This is a genomic window from Exiguobacterium sp. s181, assembly GCF_018617125.1.
GTDB lineage: Bacteria > Bacillota > Bacilli > Exiguobacteriales > Exiguobacteriaceae > Exiguobacterium > Exiguobacterium profundum.
Genome location: NZ_JACSJM010000007.1, coordinates 30,562 through 53,486, shown reverse-complemented (window position 1 = coordinate 53,486; position 22,925 = coordinate 30,562). Strand labels below are relative to the sequence as shown.

Genomic DNA, 22,925 nt, shown 5'->3' with positions numbered 1-22,925 from the left:
GTAGTTGGGGGATCTCCCCCTGTGAGGATAGGACGTTGCCAGGCAACAACGCAGAGGACGACCGAGCATACGCTCGGTCGTTTTTTTGTTTTAGCGATGCTCTCGACATAGAGGCATCGCTTTTCGTTTGCCTTTTTTTAAATCAATGATAAAATATAGTCAAAAGTCAAAGATGGTCAGAGGGTGGTGGAGATGAGAAATATTTCGGATGTCATCGAACAGTATTTGAAGCAAGTCTTGAAGGAAAGTCAGGCAAATGCGATTGAAATCAAACGTCAAGATATCGCACAACGATTCGAATGTGTCCCATCCCAAATTAATTACGTCATCAACACACGTTTTACCGTCGAAAAAGGATATTTAGTAGAAAGTAAACGTGGCGGTGGCGGATATATTCGTATTCGACGCGTCATTTTACACGAAAAACAAGATGTTCTCTCTAGTTTGATGGATGTCATTCATGAACATCCACGTTTGAACGAACAGCTCGTTGAAAATGTGCTGATTCGATTGGTTGAAGAACAGATGATGCACGAACAAGAGGCGCAGTTGATTTATCATCTCTTATCAGATGAAGCATTGAACTTACAAGTTGACGATCGCTCCTATATTCGACGTCAACAACTACTCGCGCTGATGAAAGTACTTCGTTATCGTAATGGAGGGTAAGTCGTATGCTATGCGAACGTTGTAAACAACGACCGGCTGTCAATGAAGTCGTTGTCATGGAAAAGGACGTGCCCGTAAAAAAACGGCTATGTCGACAATGTACGGTAGAACTTATGACGGGCTATGTCCCGGTCGTAAAGCGTTGCCCAACCTGTCAGATGACGCGCCAAGATTTATTACGTGTACGAAAAGCAGGATGTGCTACGTGTTATACCGTATTTCGTGATGAACTGATTAAAATCACACGTCAATATCAACAAGGACATGATCATCACATCGGTTCGGTCCCTGACCAGTTACGTACACCTCATGAACGAATCGAAGAGCGACTCGAAAAGTTGGCAGGGGAGTTGACCCGCGCTGTCGAACAAGAAGATTATGAACGAGCAGCACGTATTCAAAAAGAAATGAAGCAATTAGAAGGGCAAGGTGATGTCTAATGGAAACGTTCCTAACACATCCACTTGGTCCAAAAATGAAAGAGCGTGCCAAATTGGATGACCTGGTCGTCTCCACAAGAATCCGACTGGCACGTAACGTCAAAGACACTGTGTTTTCGCCGGTCCTCTCTAAAGAAGGAGAACGTCAACTGTGTGATCGTCTCGAAGGGCGGTTACGTGGGTTAAAGGGATTTGAATATCTTCATATGCGTGATTATGATGAAGTCACCCGGCAGGCGTTGATGGAGAAACACTTGATTAGTCCGGCCGTTGCGGCAAACGAAGAAAGTGCAGTCTTTTTAAGTGAAGATGAAACCATCAGTGTGTTGATTAACGAAGAAGATCATTTACGAATTCAGACCTTACTCCCAGGTTATCAAGTGAAAGAGGCGTTTGAAATAGCGAATCAAGTAGACGCATTGTGCGCAGAATCACTCTCCTACGCCTTTGACGAACAGTTAGGCTACTTGACGACATGCCCAAGCAATATCGGAACCGGACTCCGGGCCTCGGTCATGTTACACTTACCGGGACTCACGTTAACGGGTCGAATCAGCCCCATTTTGCGAGAGCTTCGAAAACTTGGCTATACGATTCGAGGTCGTTACGGAGAAGGTAGCGATGCGGCAGGACGGTTGTTCCAGCTTTCAAATCAGCGGACATTGGGCAGTCATGAATCACAGCTGTTAGCTGACTTTATGGAAGTGACAGAACAAGTGATTCAAGCAGAACGTCATGCGCGTGAAGAGCTCATCGCACATCGACAAGAAGAATTAGAGGATCGGTTTTATCGGTCATATGGTATTTTACGATATGCCAAACTTCTTTCTTCTACCGAAGCCATTGAGCGGCTATCTGATTTACATTTAGCGAGTGACCTAGGAATTTTGTCTGATTGGAGTCCGCCGAAGTTTCATGAACTCATCGTTCGGTTACAATCAGGTTTTCTACAAAAACATTTCGGGAAAACATTATCTACGCAAGAACGAGATCGAGAACGAGCGACACTTGTTCGTCGAACGTTAGATCAAGGCTTAGTTTGATCCAACTATAAGGAGGTTATGTCAATGATGTTTGGACGATTTACAGAACGAGCACAACGCGTATTAGCTTTAGCACAAGAGGAAGCCGTACGTCTTGGCCATCATAATATTGGTACAGAACATATTTTATTAGGATTGGTTCGTGAAGGAGAAGGGATTGCGGCAAAAGCGCTCTTCGCCCTCGGATTGACCTCTGAAAAAATCCAACAAGAAGTAGAATCATTGATTGGTCGCGGTTCGGAGAACGGGTCGACGATTCATTACACACCGCGTGCGAAAAAGGTCATTGAGCTCTCGATGGATGAGGCTCGAAAATTGGGACACTCTTACGTCGGAACGGAACACATCCTTCTAGGATTGATTCGCGAAGGAGAAGGGGTCGCGGCACGCGTCCTCAATAACCTTGGAATCAGTTTGACGAAAGCACGTCAACAAGTGTTACAACTTCTCGGGAACACGGAGTCGTCTTCAAATGCTTCGCAACCTGGGGCGAGCGCCGCAACACCAACGCTTGACGGATTGGCACGCGATTTGACACAACAAGCGCGCGAGTCTCGTTTAGATCCGGTCATCGGACGCGCAGGCGAAATTCAACGTGTCATCGAGGTGTTGTCGCGTCGGACGAAGAACAACCCGGTTCTAATTGGGGAACCAGGGGTCGGGAAAACAGCGGTCGTCGAAGGTCTCGCTCAGCAAATCATCAACAACGAGGTACCTGAAACGCTTCGCAACAAACGCGTCATGGTGCTCGATATGGGTACACTCGTCGCAGGTACGAAATATCGTGGTGAATTCGAAGATCGCTTGAAAAAAGTGATGGATGAAATTCGTCAAGCCGGTAACGTCATTCTCTTCATCGATGAGTTGCACACATTGATCGGTGCGGGTGGTGCAGAAGGTGCAATCGATGCGTCGAACATCCTCAAACCGTCATTGGCTCGCGGCGAACTTCAATGTATCGGGGCGACTACACTTGATGAATACCGGAAGTACATCGAAAAAGATGCAGCGCTTGAGCGCCGCTTCCAACCGATTCAAGTGAACGAACCGACAACAGAAGAAGCTGAACAAATCTTACTCGGGTTACGCGATCGCTATGAAGCACACCACCGTGTGACGATTACAGATACGGCGATTCACGAGGCGGTCGTCCTTTCAGACCGTTACATCTCAGATCGTTTCTTGCCGGATAAGGCGATCGACCTCGTCGATGAGGCGGCATCGAAAGTACGACTTCGCTCATTCACGGCACCACCGAATTTGAAAGAGTTGGAATCCCGTCTCGAATCGATTCGTAAAGAGAAAGACTCTGCCGTTCAAAGCCAAGAGTTTGAAAAAGCAGCTTCCCTTCGCGATACGGAACAAAAGTTACGCGATGAGTTAGAAGAGTTGAAAGCAGAGTGGCAGAACAAGCAAGGGAACGAAAAACTTGAAGTGACGAAAGAAGATATCGCTCAAGTTGTTGCGAACTGGACAGGTGTACCGGTCACGAAGATTGCCGAAGAAGAGACAGACCGTCTCCTTAAACTCGAATCGATTCTTCACAACCGTGTCATCGGTCAAGACGATGCGGTGAAATCCATTTCCCGCGCCATCCGTCGCGCCCGGGCCGGATTGAAAGATCCGAAACGTCCAATCGGGTCATTCATCTTCCTCGGACCGACCGGAGTCGGGAAAACAGAGCTCGCCCGTGCAGTTGCCGAAGCGATGTTTGGCGATGAAGATGCCATCATCCGAATCGACATGTCCGAGTACATGGAGAAACATGCGACGAGCCGTCTCGTCGGTTCGCCTCCTGGTTATGTTGGTTACGAAGAAGGCGGTCAATTGACTGAAAAAGTGCGTCGGAAACCGTACTCGGTTATCCTACTCGATGAAATCGAAAAAGCGCACCCAGAAGTATTCAACATCTTGCTTCAAGTGTTAGACGACGGTCGCTTGACGGATTCGAAAGGTCGCACCGTCGACTTCCGAAACACCGTCATCATCATGACGTCTAACGTCGGAGCCGCAGCGCTTCAACGAAACAAATATGTAGGATTCACAGTGGAAGATGATGTGAAACGTGAGTATACAGAAATGAAGGACAAAGTGCTCGAGGAATTGAAGAAAGCGTTCCGACCTGAGTTCTTGAACCGGATTGATGAAATCACAGTATTCCATTCACTTCAAAAAGAGCACATTCAAGAAATCATCAAACTTATGGCAGAGACACTTAAGAAACGTCTCGCCGAGCAAGGTGTTGATTTCAGCTTGACGGATGCGGCACTCGATAAAATTGCCGATGTCGGTTACGATCCGGAATACGGGGCTCGCCCTCTCCGTCGTGCCCTTCAACGGGAAGTGGAGGACCGTCTCTCAGAAGCGATGCTCGGCGGTACAATCGCTAAAGGCAGTAAAGTTGCGCTCGACGTACAAGATGGAGAGTTCGTCGTTCGTAACGAAGGTGTAGTTCAGTAAATCATTCAGCTCCCTCGTCGTTTAGAGGGAGCTTTTTTTAGACAGGAAGGGAACTTATGGCCAAAATTAAAACGAAATACGTCTGCCAATCGTGCGGATATGAATCAGCCAAGTGGATGGGACGCTGTCCGGGTTGTAATGAATGGAATACGCTCGTCGAAGAGTTTGTAGAAGAGAAGAAGGCCAAACGTGGAGCGGCCTTTGTGCATAGTTCATCGCGACAATTGAAACCGGAACGTTTAGCAAACGTCGTCTCACAAGAAGAGACGCGTGTGCATACGAATAGCCGTGAATTTGACCGCGTGCTCGGTGGAGGAATTGTCCCAGGTTCACTCGTCTTAGTCGGAGGGGACCCAGGGATTGGGAAATCAACAATCTTGCTACAGGTCAGCGCTCACTTAGCCCATAGTGGTAAAAAGGTGCTGTACATCTCGGGAGAGGAATCGCTCAAACAGACGAAACTGCGTGCGGAACGGCTCGGCTTACCAACGGATGACTTGTTCGTACTCGCTGAGACGGACATGTTGATGATTGAACGGGTTATTGATGAGGAGCAACCCGGATTTGTCATCATTGACTCGATTCAAACGGTATACATGGATGAGATTCAATCAGCGCCAGGGAGCGTGTCGCAAGTTCGAGAATGTACGGCCGCCCTCATGAAAATTGCGAAAACGCGAGGGATCGCCGTCTTCATCGTCGGTCACGTGACGAAGCAAGGATCGATTGCTGGTCCTCGTTTACTCGAGCATATGGTCGATGCGGTACTTTACTTTGAAGGGGAACGTCATCATACGTTCCGTATTTTACGGGCGGTGAAAAACCGTTTTGGGTCGACGAACGAGATTGGCATTTTCGAGATGAAAGAGAGCGGGCTTGAGGAAGTGCTCAATCCGTCCGAAATATTCTTAGAGGAGCGCACCGCGGGCGTATCAGGCTCGACCGTCGTTGCCTCAATGGAAGGGACACGGACGGTACTCGTGGAACTCCAAGCACTCATCTCTCCGACATCGTTCGGGAACCCGAGACGTATGGCAACGGGCATCGATCAAAACCGAGTCGCGCTTCTCATGGCCGTGCTTGAGAAACGTTCCGGTCTCTTGCTTCAGACGCAGGATGCGTACTTGAAAGCAGCCGGTGGCGTCAAACTGGACGAGCCGGCGATTGACCTTGCGATTTGTATCTCAATCGCCTCGAGTTTCCGCGATCGTCCGACCCGTCCGACGGATGTCTGCATCGGTGAGGTCGGATTGACCGGGGAAGTGCGACGGGTTTCAAGAATCGAGCAACGTGTCGCCGAGGCGGCGAAACTAGGTTTTACACGGGCCATCATCCCGAAAAACAACATGGGGGGATGGACCGCTCCGGCAGGGATTGAAGTCGTCGGGGTCGGGACAGTGGACGAAGCACTCCAGTTGGCGATTCCGTTCTAACGGGTCGCCACTGGCAGTTTTTAACGCTTTGTAACGAACGTGATTGAAAAAATCGTGTTACAATGAAAGTGTTATTTTTTGAAATTTTATTTCATATAGAAGGAGGTGGAATGAGTGAAGATTGCTGTACGAATCGGATTTATTTTGATTGGACTCGTCGTGGGTTGGTTCGGAATCATCGAAGCGACGCTTTTATTAGCAGACCTTGGCATGAATGTGCCGGAGTGGTTAACGATTCCATACGTAGCAAGTTTGATTGGTGGACTTATCTTCTTCATTCTTAGTTTATTCTTAACAGATGGTGTTGTTGCATTTATTCGTTTTGTCGAAGAACGGCTCGTCCGTTTACCCGTAGGGGATATCTTATTTGGTTCGATCGGTCTTATCATTGGGCTCTTGATTGCCTTTTTGATCAGTGTATCGCTTGAAGTCACGAATATCTTCTTACTGAGTAAAATCGTCCCGATTTTTGTCACGGCCCTGTTTGGTTACTTTGGTTTCGCGGTCGGCTATCGGAAGCGTAACGAATGGATCAAACTATTTGTGAAGAGTGAACGGGATAAGCCTGCGGCTGAACCAGTCCAACGCTCGAATGATAAGATTTTAGACACGAGCGTCATCATCGACGGTCGAATCGCGGATATTGCGACGACTGGATTCGTGGAAGGGACATTGATTGTGCCACAATTCGTCATCGGCGAACTGCAATACATCGCCGACTCATCGGATACGTTGAAGCGGAATCGTGGACGTCGTGGACTGGACATTTTGAAGGAACTTCAAGAAAACAAGCGCATCCAGGTTGAGATCTATGATGGAGACTTTGAAGATGTACCGGAAGTCGACATCAAATTGATCAAACTGGCTGAACTGAAAAACGGGATTGTCGTTACGAATGACTACAACTTAAATAAAGTGTGTGAGGTTCGAAATGTACCGGTCTTGAACATCAATGATTTGGCGAACGCTGTCAAACAGATTGTCATTCCTGGTGAAGAGATGGTCGTGACAGTTATTAAAGAAGGAAAAGAACAGAATCAAGGGGTTGCTTACCTTGAGGACGGGACGATGGTCGTCGTGGAGGGCGGACGTAAATTGATTTCGAAGACGCTCCCTGTCGTTGTGACGAGTGTCTTACAAACGTCTGCAGGACGTATGATTTTTGCCCGTCCGGAATAACGGATCAAAAAGAGACGCGAGAGCGCTCTCTTTTTTCACGAAGAGAGGTATTTACATGGTAGCTTATACAGTTGTCATCCCGGCTGCCGGGAGAGGGAAACGGATGGGTGCGGATGCGAATAAGCTCATGCTGACACTCCGTGACAAACCGATTATCGCTTGGACGTTACAGACGTTCGATACCGATCCGTGGTGCGAACGAATTGTGTTAGCCATCCGGCCGGAAGAACGGGACTGGTTCGAGGAGATAACGTCACAGATGAAGACGCCGGTTACATACGTAGCAGGAGGGGAAGAACGACAACAGAGTGTCCATGCAGGACTGAAGGTTGTTGCACCCGATACGATTGTGATGATTCATGACGGTGCCCGTCCGTTTGTGAAACGTGAACAGTTGCATCAAGTGGCTGAAGCGGCACGGCAAGGTGGTGCCATCTTGGCGGTTCCCGTAAAGGACACAGTCAAACAAGTCGAAGATCATCACATCGAACGCACCGTTCCCCGTGAAAACCTGTGGTTGGCGCAAACGCCGCAAGCTTTTCAGGCGAAAGCCATTTTGACGGCACATGAACGAGCGGTCGAACAACAAGTAATGGGCACGGATGATGCCAGTTTGTTCGAGTGGCTCGGTGAATCGGTACAAGTGGTCCTTGGGGACTATCACAACATCAAAATGACGACGCCCGAAGATTTATTGTTCGGCGACGCGATTTTAGCGAAGGAGGAATTACAATGAGAATTGGTCAAGGGTTTGATGTACACGCATTTGCAGAAGGACGTCCGTTAATCTTAGGAGGGATTGAGATTCCACATGAGCGCGGACTGCTCGGTCATTCTGATGCGGACGTGTTACTCCATACCATTGCCGATGCGGCACTTGGAGCAATTGCGGCAGGTGATATCGGAAAGCACTTCCCGGATACGGATCCGGAATTTAAAGATGCGGATTCGAAAGTATTGCTCCGTCACGTCTGGCAGCTCGTGAAAGACCAAGGGTACGTTCTCGGAAATGTAGATGCGACGGTCATGGCACAACGTCCGAAACTTCGTCCTTACATTGATGAGATGCGAGCGGTCATCGCTGAACTTCTTGAAGCGGACATCGAGCAGGTGAACGTGAAAGCGACGACGACGGAGAAATTGGGCTTCACCGGACGCGAAGAAGGAATCGCAGCACAAGCGGTCATCTTACTCAACCGGGCTTGACAGAAATGGTATACTATTTGGGCAGAAGAGAAGAAAGGTGGAACTATTATGAGTGAAGTGCGTGTACGCTATGCGCCTAGTCCGACGGGGCATCTCCATATCGGAAATGCGCGGACTGCGTTGTTTAACTACTTATTTGCTCGCCATGCTGGCGGAAAAATGATTCTTCGGATTGAAGACACTGACCAGAAACGGAATGTGTTGAACGGTGTCGAGAGTCAGATGAAATACTTGGAATGGCTCGGCATCGACTGGGATGAAGGTCCAGGTCGTGACGGAGACTACGGTCCATATTATCAAATGGAGCGTCTTGCGATTTATGAAAAATACGTCAATGAGTTGATGAGCAAAGGCCTTGCTTATAAATGCTACATGACCTCGGAGGAGCTTGAAGCAGAGCGTGAAGCACAAATCGCACGTGGGGAGGCACCACGTTACTCGGGTGCGCACCGTAACCTCACTGTTGAAGAACGTGAAGCGTTTGAAGCGGAAGGGCGTAAACCGTCTATTCGGATTCGTGTGCCGGAAGGCGTGACGTATAAATGGACAGATGTCGTCAAAGGAGACGTCTCGTTTGAATCGAAAGATTTCGGTGACTGGGTCATCGTGAAACAGGACGGCATTCCAACGTACAACTTCGCAGTTGTCGTGGACGACCATTTGATGAAGATCAGTCACGTGTTGCGTGGGGACGACCATATCGCGAACACACCAAAACAGATGATGGTCTATGACGCACTTGGTTGGGACTATCCTGAATTCGGTCACATGACGCTCATCTACAATGACCAACATAAGAAGTTATCAAAACGGGACGAATCGATTATTCAGTTCATCGAACAATATGCGGATCTTGGTTACTTGCCAGCAGCGCTCTTCAACTTCATTTCGCTCCTTGGCTGGTCACCCGTCGGGGAAGAAGAAATCTTCTCAAAAGAAGAGTTCATTGAAATGTTTGATGCGAAACGTTTGTCGAAGAGTCCGGCGGTTTTTGACCAACAAAAACTTTCTTGGATCAACAGTGTATACATGAAGAAGGCCACGCTTGACGAAGTGGTGGCACTCAGTTTACCATTCTTACAAGAAGCAGGACGATTACCCGAGGCGGTATCTGTTGAGGAAGCGGATTGGGCGACAAACTTGATTGCATTGTATAAAGAACAAATGACGCACGGAGCAGAAATCGTCGCGTTGACAGACTTGTTCTTCAAAGATGAAATCGAGTATGACGAGGAAGCGAACGCTGTCCTTTCAGGTGAAACGGTACCTGCTGTTCTTGCAGAGTTCAAACAGCAGCTCGAAGCAATCGAAGACTTCACACCGGAAGCGATTAAAGCGGCGACGAAAGCGACGCAAAAAGCGACCGGTCAAAAAGGGAAGAACTTGTTCATGCCGATCCGTGTCGCTACGACAGGGCAAACACATGGACCGGAACTCCCGAACGCCATTTCGTTAATCGGAAAAGAGCGTGTGGTGAAGCGTCTGACAACTTTATTAGCGTAATAAAGGCATCGATGAGGAAAGTAAGCGGTACGACACGTTGCAGAGACTAGAACCTAGGCTGGGAGTTCTAGATGTGTCCCCCGAAGAAGTGCACCTCGGAGCCGTCTCGGCGATATGTAGTCGAGGCCGTGACTCGGCGTTAACGAGACTTGAGAGGGGAACGCATTTTCCCAAACAGAGTGGAACCGCGCTTACGGCGTCTCTGTGCCTTGGCACAGGGGCGTCTTTGTTTTTGTATAAGAAAAGGAGATATCGATTATGGGATTTTGGAGCAGTGTACGCGAAGACTTGCGGACTGTCCTGGAACTAGACCCTGCCGCTCGTTCGAAAGTAGAAGTGGCACTGACTTACCCAGGCCTTCACGCCATATGGGCACACCGCATCGCGCACGGATTATGGAAACGTAACGTGAAACTGGTGGCCAAATTATTAGCCCAGTTCAGTCGTTGGTTGACCGGGATTGAAATTCATCCGGGGGCAGTCCTTGGGGACCGCGTGTTCATCGATCACGGTTTCGGTGTCGTCATCGGTGAGACGGCGATTATCGGGAATGACGTCACCATCTATCAAGGCGTCACCCTGGGTGGAACGGGGAAAGAGAAAGGGAAGCGTCACCCGACAATCGGGAGTGACGTGCTTATTTCAGCGGGGGCGAAAGTACTTGGGAACATCACGGTCGGCGATTGCGTCAAAATCGGAGCGAGCTCGGTCGTATTGAACGATGTGCCGTCTGATTCGACCGTGGTCGGAATTCCAGGTCGTGTCGTCATCCGAAACGGTAAGCGTGTGAAGCAACATGATCTAGATCATCGTTTCCCAGATCCGGACCGCGAATGCCAAGAACGCTTAGAAGCGGCAGTGGATGAACTACAACAAAAATTAGCAACGCTTGAAAAGCGGATGGAGGAGAAGACACATGATTCAGCTGTACAACAGTCTCACGAATAAAAAAGAACCGTTTGTCCCGATTGTTCCGGGTAAAGTATCGATGTACGTATGCGGTCCGACCGTTTACAACTACATTCATGTTGGAAACGCCCGTCCGGCGATCGCCTTCGATACGGTTCGTCGCTACTTGACGTATCGTGGGTACGAGGTCAAATACGTCTTGAACTTCACAGACGTGGATGACAAGATCATTCGTACGGCGAATGAATTAGGAGAAGACACGGAGACGCTGACGAATCGCTATATAGAGGCATATTTAGCAGATACAGGGGCACTTAACGTTCAACCGGCAGACGTGCATCCGCGTGTTACCGATACGATGGTAGAAATCATCGAATTCATTCGTCAATTAGAGACGGAAGGGTTCGCTTATGAATCAGAAGGAGACGTGTATTTCCGGACGAAGAAGTTTGAGACTTACGGAAAATTGAGCCAGCAATCGATTGAAGATTTGCGGGCCGGGTCACGTGTCGATGTCGGGGAGAAGAAAGAAGACCCGCTCGACTTCGTCTTATGGAAAGCGGCTAAACCGGATGAACCATCATGGGATAGTCCGTGGGGCAAAGGACGTCCGGGCTGGCATATCGAATGCTCGGCGATGGCGAAAAAACATCTCGGGACAACAATTGATATTCACGCGGGCGGTCATGATTTGAAATTCCCACACCACGAGAACGAGATTGCTCAGTCAGAAGCTTGCAACCATGCGAAGTTCGCCAACTATTGGTTGCATAACGGCTTCATTAACATTGAAAATGAGAAGATGTCTAAGTCGCTCGGAAACTTCCTCCTCGTCCATGAGGCGTTGAAAGAAGTCGACCCGATGGTCCTGCGCTTCTTCATGTTGTCTGTACATTATCGTCATCCGATCAACTATAGCCGAGAATTGATTGAACAAGCGGCGAACGGCTGGAGCCGAATCAAGGAAGCCTATCAGAATATTGAATATCGCTTGTCGGTCACAGCTGGACTTGGAGAGGCGAGCGAGTCGATGGAACGGAAGCTTGAATCCATCAAAGCGTCTTTCATCGAATCAATGGATGATGATATCAATACGGCCAACGCCGTGACCGTCCTCTTTGACTTGGCACGGGAAGCGAACATTTATGCGAAGGCCGATCATGTGGCCAAAGCGACGCTAGAACAGGTCCTGTCGCTATTTGATGAATTGACGGGTGTCCTCGGCTTGACGTTGGCAGAAGAAAAAGAACTATTGGATGACGAGATCGACCAATTGATTCAAGAACGGAACGACGCACGGGCGGCACGTAATTTTGCCCGGGCTGACGAGATTCGTGATTTACTAAAAGAACAACACATCCAACTCGAAGACACGGCCCAAGGGGTTCGGTGGAAGCGGTTATGATGCAACCGAAACAAATGAATGCCCTTGCGCTCGCTTACATGGGAGACGTGGTATACGAAATGGCTGTACGGAGACGCCTGCTCGAGAAAGGATTGACGCGCCCGAATGACTTACACCGGGGTGCGGTCCGCTACGTCAATGCACGAGCGCAGGCGAGCGTCGTGACATTTTGGTTAGAGACGGATGCGTTGACAGAAGAGGAACAGGCTGTCGTCAGACGTGGAAAGAATGCGAAATCCGGATCGGTTCCAAAGCGGGTCGATGTGCACACGTATCGTTATTCCACGGCGTTCGAGGCATTGATTGGGTATATCTATTTGACAGAAAGAAGGGATCGTCTTGAAGAACTCATCAAACAAGCGTTCGAACGACTCGAAGCCGAGTCGACCGAAACGACATGACGGAAATCGGGGAGCGGAGAAACGAACGTTTGACCGCCCTCGTGGGGAACGACCAGATCGCGCGCGTCGCCAAAAGGCAGAACGCCCTGACTATAAGGAAGTCGATGTGATGGAGGAAGGGATTGACTTCCTTTACGGTCGTAACCCGGTACTCGAGGCACTGCGAAGTGGTCGGGATATGAATAAAGTATTCATTATGGAAGGTCAGCAAAAGGGACCACTCGCTCAAATTATCGCGATGGCGAACGAAGCATCGGTCCAAGTGTCATTCGTCCCAAAAACGAAACTTGAGAAGATGGCTGGCAGTGAACATCACCAAGGAGTCGTTGCGGCGGTTGCGGCTTATGAATACAAAACAGTCGAAGACATGTTCGCTCTCGCAGCTTCGAAAGATGAGACACCGCTCTTCATTTTACTAGATGAGCTCGAAGACCCGCACAATCTCGGTTCGATTTTACGGACCGCCGATGCTGTTGGCGCACATGGGATCATCATTCCGAAACGTCGCTCGGTCGGTTTGACTCAAACGGTTGCCAAAGCCTCGACCGGGGCCATTGAGCATATTCCGGTGGCGCGTGTGACGAACTTGACACGGACACTTGAAGAGTTGAAGGAAAAAGGATTGTGGGTCGTCGGGACCGATGCGAAAGAAAGTCAGGACTATCGTCGATTGGATGGAAATATGCCACTCGTTGTGGTCATTGGAAGTGAGGGCAAAGGGATGAGCCGACTCGTGCGCGAATCGTGCGACTTCCTTGTTCATTTACCGATGGTCGGTCATGTCACGTCACTCAATGCATCTGTTGCAGCGGCGCTCCTCCTGTATGAGGTGCATCGCTCACGTCATCCATTGGCATGAGTATCCTGAAGCGTGAGCTCCTTCTTGTCGACGGATATAATATCATCGGCGCGTGGCCTCACTTGAGAAGTCTCCGCGACGTAGATTTTGAACAAGCACGTAATCTGTTGATTGAGGCGATGGCAGAATATCAGGCTGTGTCCGGCAAAGAGGTCACCATCGTGTTTGACGCCCATATGCGTTATGGTCGTGAATCCAAAGAGAAGCGGAGTCGGGTCGACGTTGTCTATACGAAAGAGAATGAGACGGCGGACGAATGGATTGAGCGGCGTGCCCATGAATTAGTGGATGACCGGCTCATTACATTATTCGTCGCGACGAACGATTTCACGGAGCAGTGGGTCATCTTTGGTCAAGGCGCATTGCGCGTCCCGGCAACCGAACTGTTGAAAGATTGGAAGCATGCGAAAACATTGATTGAACAACAGCGCGTGTCGCTCGAGAAAGAACAAGCGAATCGGAAGACGATTGATATTCCACCGCATATTCAAGCGAAGTTTGAAGAAATGCGACGTCGCAAATCAAAAGGTGATTGAAATCACGGACGAGTTCATCAAATGGACTCGTCTTTGTTTCGATTTTGACATTTTTTTGCAAAGGAATGTTGTATACTATTAAATATATGAGTTACACAGTATTCAATTGACGGAATTTTTAGAAATTTGTTTGACGCATAGGAGTAGGGAGTCCTATAATGGGACACAACCTTACATAGTTCAGGATCAATCGCCGGGGGGTAACGAGCATGAACGGATGGCCGTACGAACAGTTTGAAAAAATGTCAGACGAAGAGTTGGTCTTATTGGCGCGCAACGAAGGGGATAGCGACGCGCTCGAGTTTTTGATTGAACGATACCGGTATTTTGTGCGGGCGAAGGCACGTTCATACTTTTTGATTGGTGCAGATCACGAGGACATCGTCCAAGAAGGGATGATCGGCCTTTATAAAGGTGTGCGTGATTATAAGGACGAGCGACTTGCGTCATTCAAAAGCTTTGCTGAGATGTGTATCACCCGTCAGATGATCACGGCAATCAAGACGGCGACACGCCAAAAACATATTCCGCTCAATTCATATGTGTCACTCGATAAACCAATTTTTGATGAAGAGTCTGACCGGACGTTGCTCGATGTCATCTTGCCACCACATCCGACTGATCCACAAGAATTGATCGTGACACAGGAAGAACAGACGTTCATGGAAGCGAAGATGGATGAGATCTTGAGTGACCTCGAACGGAAAGTATTGCGTCTTTATTTAGACGGACGTTCTTATCAAGAGATTTCAGACGATCTCGATCGTCATGTCAAATCGATCGATAATGCGTTGCAACGTGTGAAGAAGAAATTCGAGCGTCATGTCGACGTCCGGATGCTCACGAGCTAACCGATTATTGACCGCGTGCCTCCTATGTGATACTTTAAAAGCAGCGCCTTGTCCGTAGACGCCATTTACAGGAGGCGTTTTTTTTTCGCTCTTTTTTAAGAGAGAGTAGTCGAAAGGGGCGCTTATGAATGGCAAAGAAAGTAAGTCTCGCTTGCTCAGAATGCGGGTCTCGAGAGTACTCGACGACAAAAAAAGACGGCGTGTCGACACGGCTTGAAATGAAGAAGTTTTGTCGCCGCTGTAACGCGCATACGCTGCATCGGGAATCAAAGTAACGTAGATTGGCATTCAATGTAGGAGGAAGCTACCATGAACTTTTTGCGCGACGTATGGAAAGAGTTGAAGAAAACGAGTTGGCCGACTCGTAAAGAACTCACGAAATATACCATTACTGTCATCGCGACTGTTGTCGTGATTGGCCTGTTCGTGTTCGGCGTAGATACTGGGGTCAGTTATCTCGTCAATTTATTGATTAACTAAGGAAGAGGTGAAAGCCGTGGAGAAACAATGGTTTGTTGTCCAGACGTACTCAGGTTTTGAGAATAACGTCAAAGAAAACCTAGAACGTCGAATCGGTTCGATGAACATGGAAGATAAAATTTTCCGCGTCCTCGTCCCGACTGAAACGACGCAAGAAGAAGTCACATTGAAGAGTGGCGAGAAGAAAATCAAAGAACGTGAAGTCAAAAGTTTCCCGGGCTATGTGTTCGTAGAGATGGTCATGACTGACGATTCATGGTATGTTGTCCGCAACACGCCAAACGTCACCGGCTTCCTCGGTTCAACGGGTGGTGGGGCAAAACCAATCCCACTCCAACCGGACGAAGTGACAAACGTCTTGTCACAAATGGGACTCATCGAGAAGAAAGATCGTTACAACTATGAACTCGGTGACCTTGTCCGCGTGAAAGAAGGCGCATTTGAGAACTTTGAAGGAACAATCGACGAGATTGAAGCCGACAAAGAGAAGCTCAAAGTCGTGGTCGACATGTTCGGTCGTGAAACAAAAATTGAGCTTGATTTCGAACAAGTTCAGGAAATTAACTAAACCCACTTGCTAATCCGTAAAACGGATGGTACAATCGAAAATGTTTGATGTTGTGCTTTATTTCGGTACAAACTCGACCTAATAGATTGAGTGGGAGGGCGCACAACGTCCAAGAAACCACATTTTAGACTTAAGGAGGTGTGTCTCGTGGCGAAAAAAGTTTCTAAACTCGTTAAACTTCAAATCCCAGCTGGTAAAGCAAACCCAGCTCCACCAGTAGGTCCAGCACTTGGTCAAGCAGGTGTTAACATCATGGGATTCTGTAAAGAGTTCAACGCTCGTACACAAGACCAAGCCGGATTGATTATTCCTGTAGTCATCACGGTATACGAAGATCGTTCGTTTACATTCATTACGAAAACTCCACCAGCTGCAGTTCTCTTGAAGAAAGCTGCTGGTATCGAGAGTGGTTCTGGTGAACCAAACCGTAAGAAAGTAGCAACGGTTAAGCGTGACAAAGTTCGCGAAATCGCTGAACTTAAAATGCCTGACCTTAACGCATCATCTGTAGAAACAGCGATGCTTATGGTTGAAGGTACTGCACGTAGTATGGGTATTGTAATCGAAGACTAATTGCTAGTCTCTGGGGTTGTCGGTGAATACTGCTCACCTTCAATCCCTTCATTATGTGGGAGGAAATTCCGCTAACCACAAGGAGGAAAAGATCATGGGTAAAAAACACCAAGAAGCAGCTAAGCTTGTTGACCGCACGAAGTCATACGACCTCGCTGAAGCTGTCGAGCTCGTTCAAAAAACAGCTACTGCTAAATTCGATGAAACAATCGAAGTTGCTGTCCGTCTCGGCGTAGATCCGAAGAAAGCAGACCAACAAATCCGTGGTGCCGTTGTACTTCCACACGGTACTGGTAAAACACAAAAAGTTCTCGTCTTCGCAAAAGGTGAGAAAGTGAAAGAAGCGGAAGCTGCTGGAGCAGACTACGTTGGCGACGCTGAGTACATCAACAAAATCCAACAAGGATGGTTCGACTTCGATGTAATCGTTGCGACACCTGACATGATGGGTGAAGTTGGTAAACTTGGTCGTGTTCTCGGACCTAAAGGCCTCATGCCTAACCCGAAAACAGGAACAGTTACTTTCGACGTAGAAAAAGCAATCGCGGATATCAAAGCTGGTAAAGTTGAATACCGTGTTGATAAAGCTGGTAACATCCACGTTCCAGTTGGTAAGAAATCATTTGAAGCATCTAAACTCTCTGAGAACATCGAGACAATTCTCGAAACACTCATGAAAGTGAAGCCTGCTACTGCAAAAGGAACTTACCTTAAAAACATCTCGCTTTCATCTACAATGGGTCCTGGGATCCGTGTAGCGACTGCAGATTTCCTTAAGTAATCTTGTTGAAATAAATTGTTGACAACGTGTGACACCGCTGATAAAGTAATACACGTTCAACCGAATATGTTGGATTACCGTAGACAGAAGGTGGACATCGGTCCGTAAACCCTTCCGAGGTGTCTTTGCTCGAACTTGAGCCTGTTGTCACAGGTTTACTTTCAAACAATTACGCCCTCGTATGTCTTCATACGAGGGATTTCTTTTGGAGAGCAGCCTCTCGTCCGGTATAAGAATTGACTAGGAGGTGCAAACACATGGCAAACGAAAAAATCGTAGCTCAGAAATCGGCACTCGTCGATGAAATCGCTGAGAAAATGCAAGCGAGCGTTGGAACAGTTGTTGTTGACTACCGTGGACTTACAGTTGAAGAAGTGACTACACTCCGTAAATCACTCCGTGACGCTGGAATCGAGTTCAAAGTTTACAAGAACGGTCTTCTTCGCCGCGCGGCTACTCAGTCGAACTTCGAAGGTCTTGACGAAGTCTTCACTGGTCCTACAGCAATCGCCTTCTCTAAAGAAGACGTTATTGCTCCAGCGAAGATCTTGAACGACTTCTCGAAAGAGCACAAAGCGCTCGAACTCAAAGGCGGAATCATCGAAGGTAAAGTTTCTTCACTCGAAGAAATCAAAGCCCTTGCAGAACTTCCATCACGCGATGGTCTTCTCTCGATGCTTCTCAGCGTACTTCAAGCTCCAATCCGTGGGCTCGCAGTCGCAACAAATGCAATCGCAGAACAAAAAGAAGAGCAATCAGCTTAATTTTTGTCGCGTAGCGTAACTCAAAAAAACTTTTTCACAACATCAAAGGAGGAAAACCATAATGGCTTTCAACAAAGAGCAATTCATCGAAGACCTCAAATCAATGACGGTTCTCGAACTTAACGAACTCGTAAAAACAATCGAAGAAGAATTCGGCGTATCAGCAGCAGCTCCAGTAGCAGTTGCAGGTGCTGGCGCAGGCGCAGCAGCTGAAGAGAAAACTGAATTCGACGTAATCCTCACAAACGCTGGCGCTGGTAAAATCAACGTCATCAAAGCTGTTCGTGAAATCACAGGTCTCGGCCTTAAAGAAGCAAAAGCACTCGTTGACGGAACTCCAGCTCCAGTCAAAGAGGGCGTTTCTAAAGAAGACGCTGACGCAATCAAAGCTAAGCTTGAAGAAGCTGGCGCATCTGTTGAAGTTAAGTAATTCAACTTCACAACCTATAGAAGCTCGCCATGGCGAGCTTCTTTTATTTCCTTGAAGAATGGGTTAGGAGGTTCAACGCATGGGAGATCATTACTATACGAACGATCCACGTTCGGAAAGTGCCCCAGAGACATGGACGTACGAGTTGCGAGGGAAACAGTATCACTTCACTTCGGACCGCGGTGTGTTCTCGAAAGGGTCGGTCGATTTTGGGTCACGTCTTTTAATTGAAACGTTTGAGATGCCTGATGTGTCGGGACGTATTTTAGATGTAGGCTGCGGCTATGGTCCGATGGGGATCTCGCTTGCCGATGCCTCTGGGCGTGAGGCCTTGCTCATTGATGTGAATGAGCGTGCGCTGGCGCTCTCTGAGCAAAACGCCGCCCGTAATGGAGTGACGGTCGAAACACGGCTTTCTCACGCGTATGACGCGGTGGGGGGAGAACGGTTTGCCGCCATTGTCACCAATCCGCCGATTCGTGCGGGGAAACAAGTCGTCCATACGATCTTGCGTGAAGCACATACGCACCTCGTCGATGGAGGAGCAATTTATGTCGTCATTCAAAAGAAACAAGGAGCACCTTCTGCTAAAAAGTTATTAGAAGAGGTGTTTGGTCAAGTTGAAACGATCGCGAAAGAAAAAGGTTACTTTATTTTCCGGGCAATTCGGTCTTGACAAACGGTGAAGTCTTGTTGACTCGCTATAACGTATATGCTAACATTATAAAATGCCATTGGAATGGAATTCGCTTGAAACTGCCGTGTCTGCCGCTTTTTAGAGACGGAAAACGAGCGACATTCAATGACAATGTTCGATTATTACGCCCGAAAAATTCGCTAAAGAATTGGGGGTCTGAGAGGTGAATCAGTTGACTGGTCAACTTGTTCAGTACGGTCGTCACCGTCAGAGAAGAAGCTTTGCCCGTATCAGTGAGGTATTAGAGCTTCCGAATTTGATTGAAATTCAAACTGCTTCTTATGAGTGGTTCTTGCGTGAAGGATTGAAGGAAATGTTCACAGACATTTCACCGATTTCCGACTTCACAGGAAACCTCGTATTGGAGTTCATCGATTACTCGCTCAGTGAGCCGAAGTATTCTATCGATGAATCGAAGGAGCGCGACGTTACTTATTCTGCGCCACTTCGCGTAAAAGTGCGTCTCCAAAACAAAGAGACAGGTGAGCTCAAAGAACAAGAAGTGTTCATGGGGGATTTCCCACTCATGACAGAATCGGGAACGTTTATCATCAATGGTGCAGAACGCGTCATCGTTTCCCAGCTTGTCCGTTCACCGAGCGTGTACTATAACGCTAAACTCGATAAAAACGGTAAACGTGGATTTGGCGCAACTGTCATTCCGAACCGTGGTGCTTGGCTCGAACTCGAGACAGATGCCAAAGATATCGTTTATGTTCGTATCGACCGTACCCGTAAAATTCCGGTAACGGTGTTGTTGCGTGCCCTCGGATTCGGTACGGACCAAGAAATTATCGACCTTCTCGGGGATGACGAATACCTTCGTAACACCCTTGAAAAAGATAATACGGAGTCTACAGAGAAAGCGTTGATCGAGATTTATGAGCGTCTCCGCCCTGGTGAACCACCAACGGTAGAAAATGCGAAATCTCTTCTCGTATCACGTTTCTTCGACCCGAAACGTTACGACTTAGCGAACGTCGGTCGCTATAAGATGAACAAAAAACTTCATCTTAAGAACCGTTTGTTCGGTCAAAAATTAGCGGAAACGCTCGTGGACCCGGAAACAGGCGAAGTACTCGCCGAAGCTGGAACAATCCTCGACCGCCGCAACTTAGATCGTATCCTCCCGCACTTGGAGAACGGCCTTGGCTATATCGATGCGGAACCAACTGGTGGTGTCGCTGAAGGTGAGCCATTCGGTCTTCAGTCAATCAAAGTCATCTCACCGGATGACCCAGATGGAGAGCGTATCTTGAACATCATCGGAAATGGCAATATCGATCGCAGCGTAAAACATATTACGCCAGCCGATATTATCGCTTCAATCAACTACTTCTTCAACTTACTTCACGAAGTCGGAACAACAGATGACATCGACCACTTAGGAAACCGTCGTCTTCGTTCAGTCGGAGAACTTCTCCAAAACCAATTCCGGATCGGGCTTTCCCGTATGGAACGTGTCGTAAAAGAACGTATGTCGATTCAAGATCAAAATGCGATCACACCACAGGCGCTCATCAACATCCGCCCGGTTATCGCATCACTTAAAGAGTTCTTCGGTAGCTCGCAATTGTCACAGTTCATGGACCAAACGAACCCGCTCGCAGAGCTCACGCACAAGCGTCGTCTCTCTGCACTTGGACCGGGTGGTTTGACACGTGAGCGTGCTGGTTTCGAAGTTCGAGACGTTCACTATTCGCACTACGGTCGGATGTGTCCAATCGAAACACCAGAGGGGCCGAACATCGGACTCATCAACTCACTCTCGTCTTATGCGAAAGTGAACGAGTACGGTTTCATCGAAGCACCATACCGTCGTGTTGACCCAGAAACAGGTCTTGTCACTGGCGACATTCAATATATGACGGCTGACGAGGAAGACCTCTATGTCGTCGCACAGGCAAACATGCCGCTCACAGAAGATGGCCACTTTGCAGACGAACAAGTTCTTTGCCGTTTCCGCGGACAAAACTTGTCAGTCGAGCCAAGCCGAGTGGACTACATGGACGTTTCGCCGAAACAGGTTGTTTCTGCCGCAACGGCATGTATCCCGTTCCTCGAGAACGATGACTCGAACCGTGCCCTCATGGGAGCGAACATGCAACGTCAAGCAGTACCACTCCTTCAACCGGATTCACCGATTGTCGGTACCGGCATGGAATACGTATCTGCGAAAGACTCTGGGGCAGCTATCGTTGCGAAATACCCAGGTGTCGTCGAACGCGTCACAGCGCGTGAAATCTTGATCCGTCGCACGTCTGACGTGAACGGTTCTGAGGTTTCAGGTGACCTTGACCGTTACAAACTTCAAAAATATGTCCGTTCGAACCAAGGGACATGCTATAACCAAAAACCAATCATCGCAGCTGGTGACCGTGTCGAAAAAGGAGAAATCCTTGCAGACGGTCCATCGATGGATATGGGTGAGCTCGCGCTCGGCCGTAACGTCGTCGTTGCCTTCATGACATGGGATGGTTACAACTATGAGGATGCGATCATCATGAGTGAGCGTCTCGTGAAAGATGACGTGTACACGTCGATTCATATCGAAGAGTACGAGTCAGAGTCACGCGACACGAAACTCGGACCAGAGGAAATTACACGTGATATTCCAAACGTCGGAGATGACGCACTTCGTAACTTGGACGATCGTGGAATTATCCGCATCGGAGCTGAAGTCAAGGATGGCGATATCCTCGTCGGTAAAGTAACACCTAAGGGCGTTACAGAATTGACGGCGGAAGAGCGTCTCTTGCACGCAATCTTCGGTGAGAAGGCACGTGAAGTACGTGATACGTCACTTCGTGTACCAAACGGTGGAGACGGAATCATCTTGGATGTCAAAGTGTTCGACCGTGAAAACGGTGACGAGTTGTCTCCAGGCGTCAACCAAATGGTACGTGTCTATATCGTTCAAAAACGTAAGATTCACGAAGGGGATAAGATGGCGGGACGTCACGGTAACAAAGGTGTTATCTCGCGAATCCTCCCTGAAGAAGATATGCCATACATGCCAGACGGTACACCGGTTGACATCATGCTCAACCCGCTTGGGGTACCATCTCGTATGAACATCGGTCAGGTACTTGAACTCCACCTTGGTATGGCAGCGAAGAAGCTCGGTATCAAAGTGGCAACACCTGTATTCGATGGAGCGCGTGAGGAAGACGTATGGGCAACGATTGAAGAGGCTGGTATGGATAAAGATGCGAAAACGCGTCTCTATGACGGTCGTACGGGTGAACCGTTCGATAACCGCGTCTCGGTCGGTGTCATGTACATGATCAAACTCGCGCACATGGTTGATGACAAACTTCACGCTCGTTCGACAGGACCATACTCACTCGTTACGCAACAACCGCTCGGTGGTAAAGCACAGTTCGGTGGTCAGCGCTTCGGGGAGATGGAAGTTTGGGCTCTTGAAGCGTACGGTGCAGCCTACACGCTCCAAGAAATCTTGACAATCAAGTCGGATGACACGGTCGGTCGTGTGAAAGCATATGAGGCCATCGTGAAAGGCGAGAGCGTTCCGAAAGCGGGCGTTCCTGAGTCATTCCGCGTCTTGATCAAAGAGCTTCAAGCGCTCGGTATGGAAGTCAAGATGATGTCAGCGGATGATGAAGAAGTCGAAATGAAAGATGAAGATGACGACAACATCCCGAACGCAACATCGGCGTTAGAACAAGTCGTTCAACCGACTGTTACGGAAGAGGAATAAGGCGAAAAGGGAGGTCG

The 22,925-nt window shown here is 48.4% G+C and carries 24 protein-coding genes and 2 other annotated features; all 24 genes read left to right on the top strand.

Features of this window, described 5'->3' with window-relative positions; translation table 11 throughout:
- Positions 1 to 192: 192 nt before the first annotated feature.
- The 24 genes from KNO70_RS15335 (at position 193) to rpoB (ending at position 22,908) form a co-directional block, all read left to right on the top strand.
- Positions 193 to 669 (top strand): CtsR family transcriptional regulator, encoded by a 477-nt coding sequence (locus KNO70_RS15335; protein ID WP_012727708.1) that lies wholly within the window; start codon positions 193 to 195, stop codon positions 667 to 669.
- Between the two features lie 5 nt (positions 670 to 674).
- Positions 675 to 1,109: a UvrB/UvrC motif-containing protein gene (locus tag KNO70_RS15330; RefSeq protein ID WP_214758705.1), complete on the top strand. Its 435-nt coding sequence runs from the start codon at positions 675 to 677 to the stop codon at positions 1,107 to 1,109.
- Positions 1,109 to 2,152, top strand: a complete 1,044-nt coding sequence (locus tag KNO70_RS15325; RefSeq protein WP_214758703.1) for a protein arginine kinase — start codon at positions 1,109 to 1,111, stop codon at positions 2,150 to 2,152. Before KNO70_RS15330 ends, KNO70_RS15325 begins: the two co-directional genes overlap by 1 nt.
- Before the next feature lie 24 nt (positions 2,153 to 2,176).
- Positions 2,177 to 4,612, top strand: coding sequence for an ATP-dependent Clp protease ATP-binding subunit (locus KNO70_RS15320; RefSeq protein ID WP_078147873.1), 2,436 nt, complete (start codon positions 2,177 to 2,179; stop codon positions 4,610 to 4,612).
- Positions 4,613 to 4,668: 56 nt separating this feature from the next.
- Positions 4,669 to 6,045: a DNA repair protein RadA gene (gene radA / locus KNO70_RS15315; RefSeq protein WP_012727704.1), complete on the top strand. Its 1,377-nt coding sequence runs from the start codon at positions 4,669 to 4,671 to the stop codon at positions 6,043 to 6,045.
- 114 nt (positions 6,046 to 6,159) lie between these two features.
- Complete coding sequence (locus tag KNO70_RS15310) at positions 6,160 to 7,224, top strand: PIN/TRAM domain-containing protein (RefSeq protein ID WP_078147872.1); 1,065 nt, start codon at positions 6,160 to 6,162, stop codon at positions 7,222 to 7,224.
- Positions 7,225 to 7,279: 55 nt separating this feature from the next.
- Positions 7,280 to 7,960: a 2-C-methyl-D-erythritol 4-phosphate cytidylyltransferase gene (gene ispD / locus KNO70_RS15305; protein WP_214689596.1), complete on the top strand. Its 681-nt coding sequence runs from the start codon at positions 7,280 to 7,282 to the stop codon at positions 7,958 to 7,960.
- On the top strand, positions 7,957 to 8,430 hold the full coding sequence (gene ispF, locus KNO70_RS15300) for a 2-C-methyl-D-erythritol 2,4-cyclodiphosphate synthase (RefSeq protein WP_012727701.1): 474 nt from the start codon (positions 7,957 to 7,959) through the stop codon (positions 8,428 to 8,430). Before ispD ends, ispF begins: the two co-directional genes overlap by 4 nt.
- A gap of 45 nt (positions 8,431 to 8,475) precedes the next feature.
- Positions 8,476 to 9,933 carry a glutamate--tRNA ligase gene (gene gltX, locus KNO70_RS15295; RefSeq protein ID WP_214812811.1) on the top strand — a complete coding sequence of 486 codons (1,458 nt, stop codon included), beginning with the start codon at positions 8,476 to 8,478 and terminating at the stop codon, positions 9,931 to 9,933.
- Positions 9,933 to 10,140, top strand: a binding site (T-box leader). (Overlaps the previous gene by 1 nt.)
- A 51-nt stretch (positions 10,141 to 10,191) precedes the next feature.
- Positions 10,192 to 10,881: a serine O-acetyltransferase gene (cysE, locus tag KNO70_RS15290; protein ID WP_012727699.1), complete on the top strand. Its 690-nt coding sequence runs from the start codon at positions 10,192 to 10,194 to the stop codon at positions 10,879 to 10,881.
- Positions 10,850 to 12,247: a cysteine--tRNA ligase gene (cysS, locus tag KNO70_RS15285; RefSeq protein WP_078147870.1), complete on the top strand. Its 1,398-nt coding sequence runs from the start codon at positions 10,850 to 10,852 to the stop codon at positions 12,245 to 12,247. Before cysE ends, cysS begins: the two co-directional genes overlap by 32 nt.
- Complete coding sequence (locus KNO70_RS15280) at positions 12,244 to 12,648, top strand: Mini-ribonuclease 3 (RefSeq protein ID WP_074035355.1); 405 nt, start codon at positions 12,244 to 12,246, stop codon at positions 12,646 to 12,648. The genes cysS and KNO70_RS15280 overlap by 4 nt, the downstream gene beginning before the upstream one ends.
- 109 nt (positions 12,649 to 12,757) lie before the next feature.
- Positions 12,758 to 13,507 (top strand): 23S rRNA (guanosine(2251)-2'-O)-methyltransferase RlmB, encoded by a 750-nt coding sequence (rlmB, locus tag KNO70_RS15275; protein WP_078147956.1) that lies wholly within the window; start codon positions 12,758 to 12,760, stop codon positions 13,505 to 13,507.
- On the top strand, positions 13,504 to 14,043 hold the full coding sequence (locus tag KNO70_RS15270) for a YacP-like NYN domain-containing protein (protein WP_012727695.1): 540 nt from the start codon (positions 13,504 to 13,506) through the stop codon (positions 14,041 to 14,043). The genes rlmB and KNO70_RS15270 overlap by 4 nt, the downstream gene beginning before the upstream one ends.
- Before the next feature lie 209 nt (positions 14,044 to 14,252).
- Positions 14,253 to 14,894 carry an RNA polymerase sporulation sigma factor SigH gene (sigH, locus tag KNO70_RS15265; RefSeq protein ID WP_031421852.1) on the top strand — a complete coding sequence of 214 codons (642 nt, stop codon included), beginning with the start codon at positions 14,253 to 14,255 and terminating at the stop codon, positions 14,892 to 14,894.
- Positions 14,895 to 15,022: 128 nt separating this feature from the next.
- The gene (gene rpmG, locus KNO70_RS15260; RefSeq protein ID WP_012727693.1) at positions 15,023 to 15,169 is read left to right on the top strand and encodes a 50S ribosomal protein L33; all 147 of its coding nucleotides are present in this window, start codon (positions 15,023 to 15,025) and stop codon (positions 15,167 to 15,169) included.
- A 34-nt stretch (positions 15,170 to 15,203) separates the two neighbouring features.
- Positions 15,204 to 15,374: a preprotein translocase subunit SecE gene (gene secE, locus KNO70_RS15255; RefSeq protein WP_012727692.1), complete on the top strand. Its 171-nt coding sequence runs from the start codon at positions 15,204 to 15,206 to the stop codon at positions 15,372 to 15,374.
- 16 nt (positions 15,375 to 15,390) lie between these two features.
- Entirely contained in the window at positions 15,391 to 15,942 is a 552-nt protein-coding gene (gene nusG / locus KNO70_RS15250; protein WP_214812810.1) for a transcription termination/antitermination protein NusG, read from the top strand.
- A gap of 147 nt (positions 15,943 to 16,089) precedes the next feature.
- The gene (gene rplK, locus KNO70_RS15245; RefSeq protein ID WP_012727690.1) at positions 16,090 to 16,515 is read left to right on the top strand and encodes a 50S ribosomal protein L11; all 426 of its coding nucleotides are present in this window, start codon (positions 16,090 to 16,092) and stop codon (positions 16,513 to 16,515) included.
- A gap of 94 nt (positions 16,516 to 16,609) precedes the next feature.
- The gene (rplA, locus tag KNO70_RS15240) at positions 16,610 to 17,296 is read left to right on the top strand and encodes a 50S ribosomal protein L1 (protein WP_012727689.1); all 687 of its coding nucleotides are present in this window, start codon (positions 16,610 to 16,612) and stop codon (positions 17,294 to 17,296) included.
- 59 nt (positions 17,297 to 17,355) lie between these two features.
- Positions 17,356 to 17,509, top strand: a sequence feature (ribosomal protein L10 leader region).
- 44 nt (positions 17,510 to 17,553) lie between these two features.
- Positions 17,554 to 18,060 (top strand): 50S ribosomal protein L10, encoded by a 507-nt coding sequence (rplJ, locus tag KNO70_RS15235; RefSeq protein ID WP_012727688.1) that lies wholly within the window; start codon positions 17,554 to 17,556, stop codon positions 18,058 to 18,060.
- A 61-nt stretch (positions 18,061 to 18,121) separates the two neighbouring features.
- The gene (gene rplL, locus KNO70_RS15230) at positions 18,122 to 18,490 is read left to right on the top strand and encodes a 50S ribosomal protein L7/L12 (protein ID WP_012727687.1); all 369 of its coding nucleotides are present in this window, start codon (positions 18,122 to 18,124) and stop codon (positions 18,488 to 18,490) included.
- A gap of 79 nt (positions 18,491 to 18,569) precedes the next feature.
- The gene (locus KNO70_RS15225) at positions 18,570 to 19,166 is read left to right on the top strand and encodes a class I SAM-dependent methyltransferase (RefSeq protein WP_012727686.1); all 597 of its coding nucleotides are present in this window, start codon (positions 18,570 to 18,572) and stop codon (positions 19,164 to 19,166) included.
- Positions 19,167 to 19,359: 193 nt separating this feature from the next.
- Positions 19,360 to 22,908, top strand: a complete 3,549-nt coding sequence (gene rpoB, locus KNO70_RS15220) for a DNA-directed RNA polymerase subunit beta (RefSeq protein WP_074037866.1) — start codon at positions 19,360 to 19,362, stop codon at positions 22,906 to 22,908.
- Positions 22,909 to 22,925: the final 17 nt, after the last annotated feature.

Bases quoted from the DNA above. Each gene is read 5' to 3' on its own strand.
- KNO70_RS15280 (WP_074035355.1), top strand. From the start codon at position 12,244: ATGATGCAACCGAAACAAATGAATGCCCTTGCGCTCGCTTACATGGGA.
- KNO70_RS15325 (WP_214758703.1), top strand. From the start codon at position 1,109: ATGGAAACGTTCCTAACACATCCACTTGGTCCAAAAATGAAAGAGCGT.
- rplA (WP_012727689.1), top strand. From the start codon at position 16,610: ATGGGTAAAAAACACCAAGAAGCAGCTAAGCTTGTTGACCGCACGAAG.
- sigH (WP_031421852.1), top strand. From the start codon at position 14,253: ATGAACGGATGGCCGTACGAACAGTTTGAAAAAATGTCAGACGAAGAG.
- rlmB (WP_078147956.1), top strand. From the start codon at position 12,758: ATGGAGGAAGGGATTGACTTCCTTTACGGTCGTAACCCGGTACTCGAG.
- rplJ (WP_012727688.1), top strand. From the start codon at position 17,554: ATGGCAAACGAAAAAATCGTAGCTCAGAAATCGGCACTCGTCGATGAA.
- rplL (WP_012727687.1), top strand. From the start codon at position 18,122: ATGGCTTTCAACAAAGAGCAATTCATCGAAGACCTCAAATCAATGACG.
- ispD (WP_214689596.1), top strand. From the start codon at position 7,280: ATGGTAGCTTATACAGTTGTCATCCCGGCTGCCGGGAGAGGGAAACGG.
- KNO70_RS15270 (WP_012727695.1), top strand. From the start codon at position 13,504: ATGAGTATCCTGAAGCGTGAGCTCCTTCTTGTCGACGGATATAATATC.
- cysE (WP_012727699.1), top strand. From the start codon at position 10,192: ATGGGATTTTGGAGCAGTGTACGCGAAGACTTGCGGACTGTCCTGGAA.
- cysS (WP_078147870.1), top strand. From the start codon at position 10,850: ATGATTCAGCTGTACAACAGTCTCACGAATAAAAAAGAACCGTTTGTC.
- ispF (WP_012727701.1), top strand. From the start codon at position 7,957: ATGAGAATTGGTCAAGGGTTTGATGTACACGCATTTGCAGAAGGACGT.
- KNO70_RS15320 (WP_078147873.1), top strand. From the start codon at position 2,177: ATGATGTTTGGACGATTTACAGAACGAGCACAACGCGTATTAGCTTTA.
- KNO70_RS15225 (WP_012727686.1), top strand. From the start codon at position 18,570: ATGGGAGATCATTACTATACGAACGATCCACGTTCGGAAAGTGCCCCA.
- rpmG (WP_012727693.1), top strand. From the start codon at position 15,023: ATGGCAAAGAAAGTAAGTCTCGCTTGCTCAGAATGCGGGTCTCGAGAG.
- radA (WP_012727704.1), top strand. From the start codon at position 4,669: ATGGCCAAAATTAAAACGAAATACGTCTGCCAATCGTGCGGATATGAA.
- secE (WP_012727692.1), top strand. From the start codon at position 15,204: ATGAACTTTTTGCGCGACGTATGGAAAGAGTTGAAGAAAACGAGTTGG.
- KNO70_RS15330 (WP_214758705.1), top strand. From the start codon at position 675: ATGCTATGCGAACGTTGTAAACAACGACCGGCTGTCAATGAAGTCGTT.
- KNO70_RS15335 (WP_012727708.1), top strand. From the start codon at position 193: ATGAGAAATATTTCGGATGTCATCGAACAGTATTTGAAGCAAGTCTTG.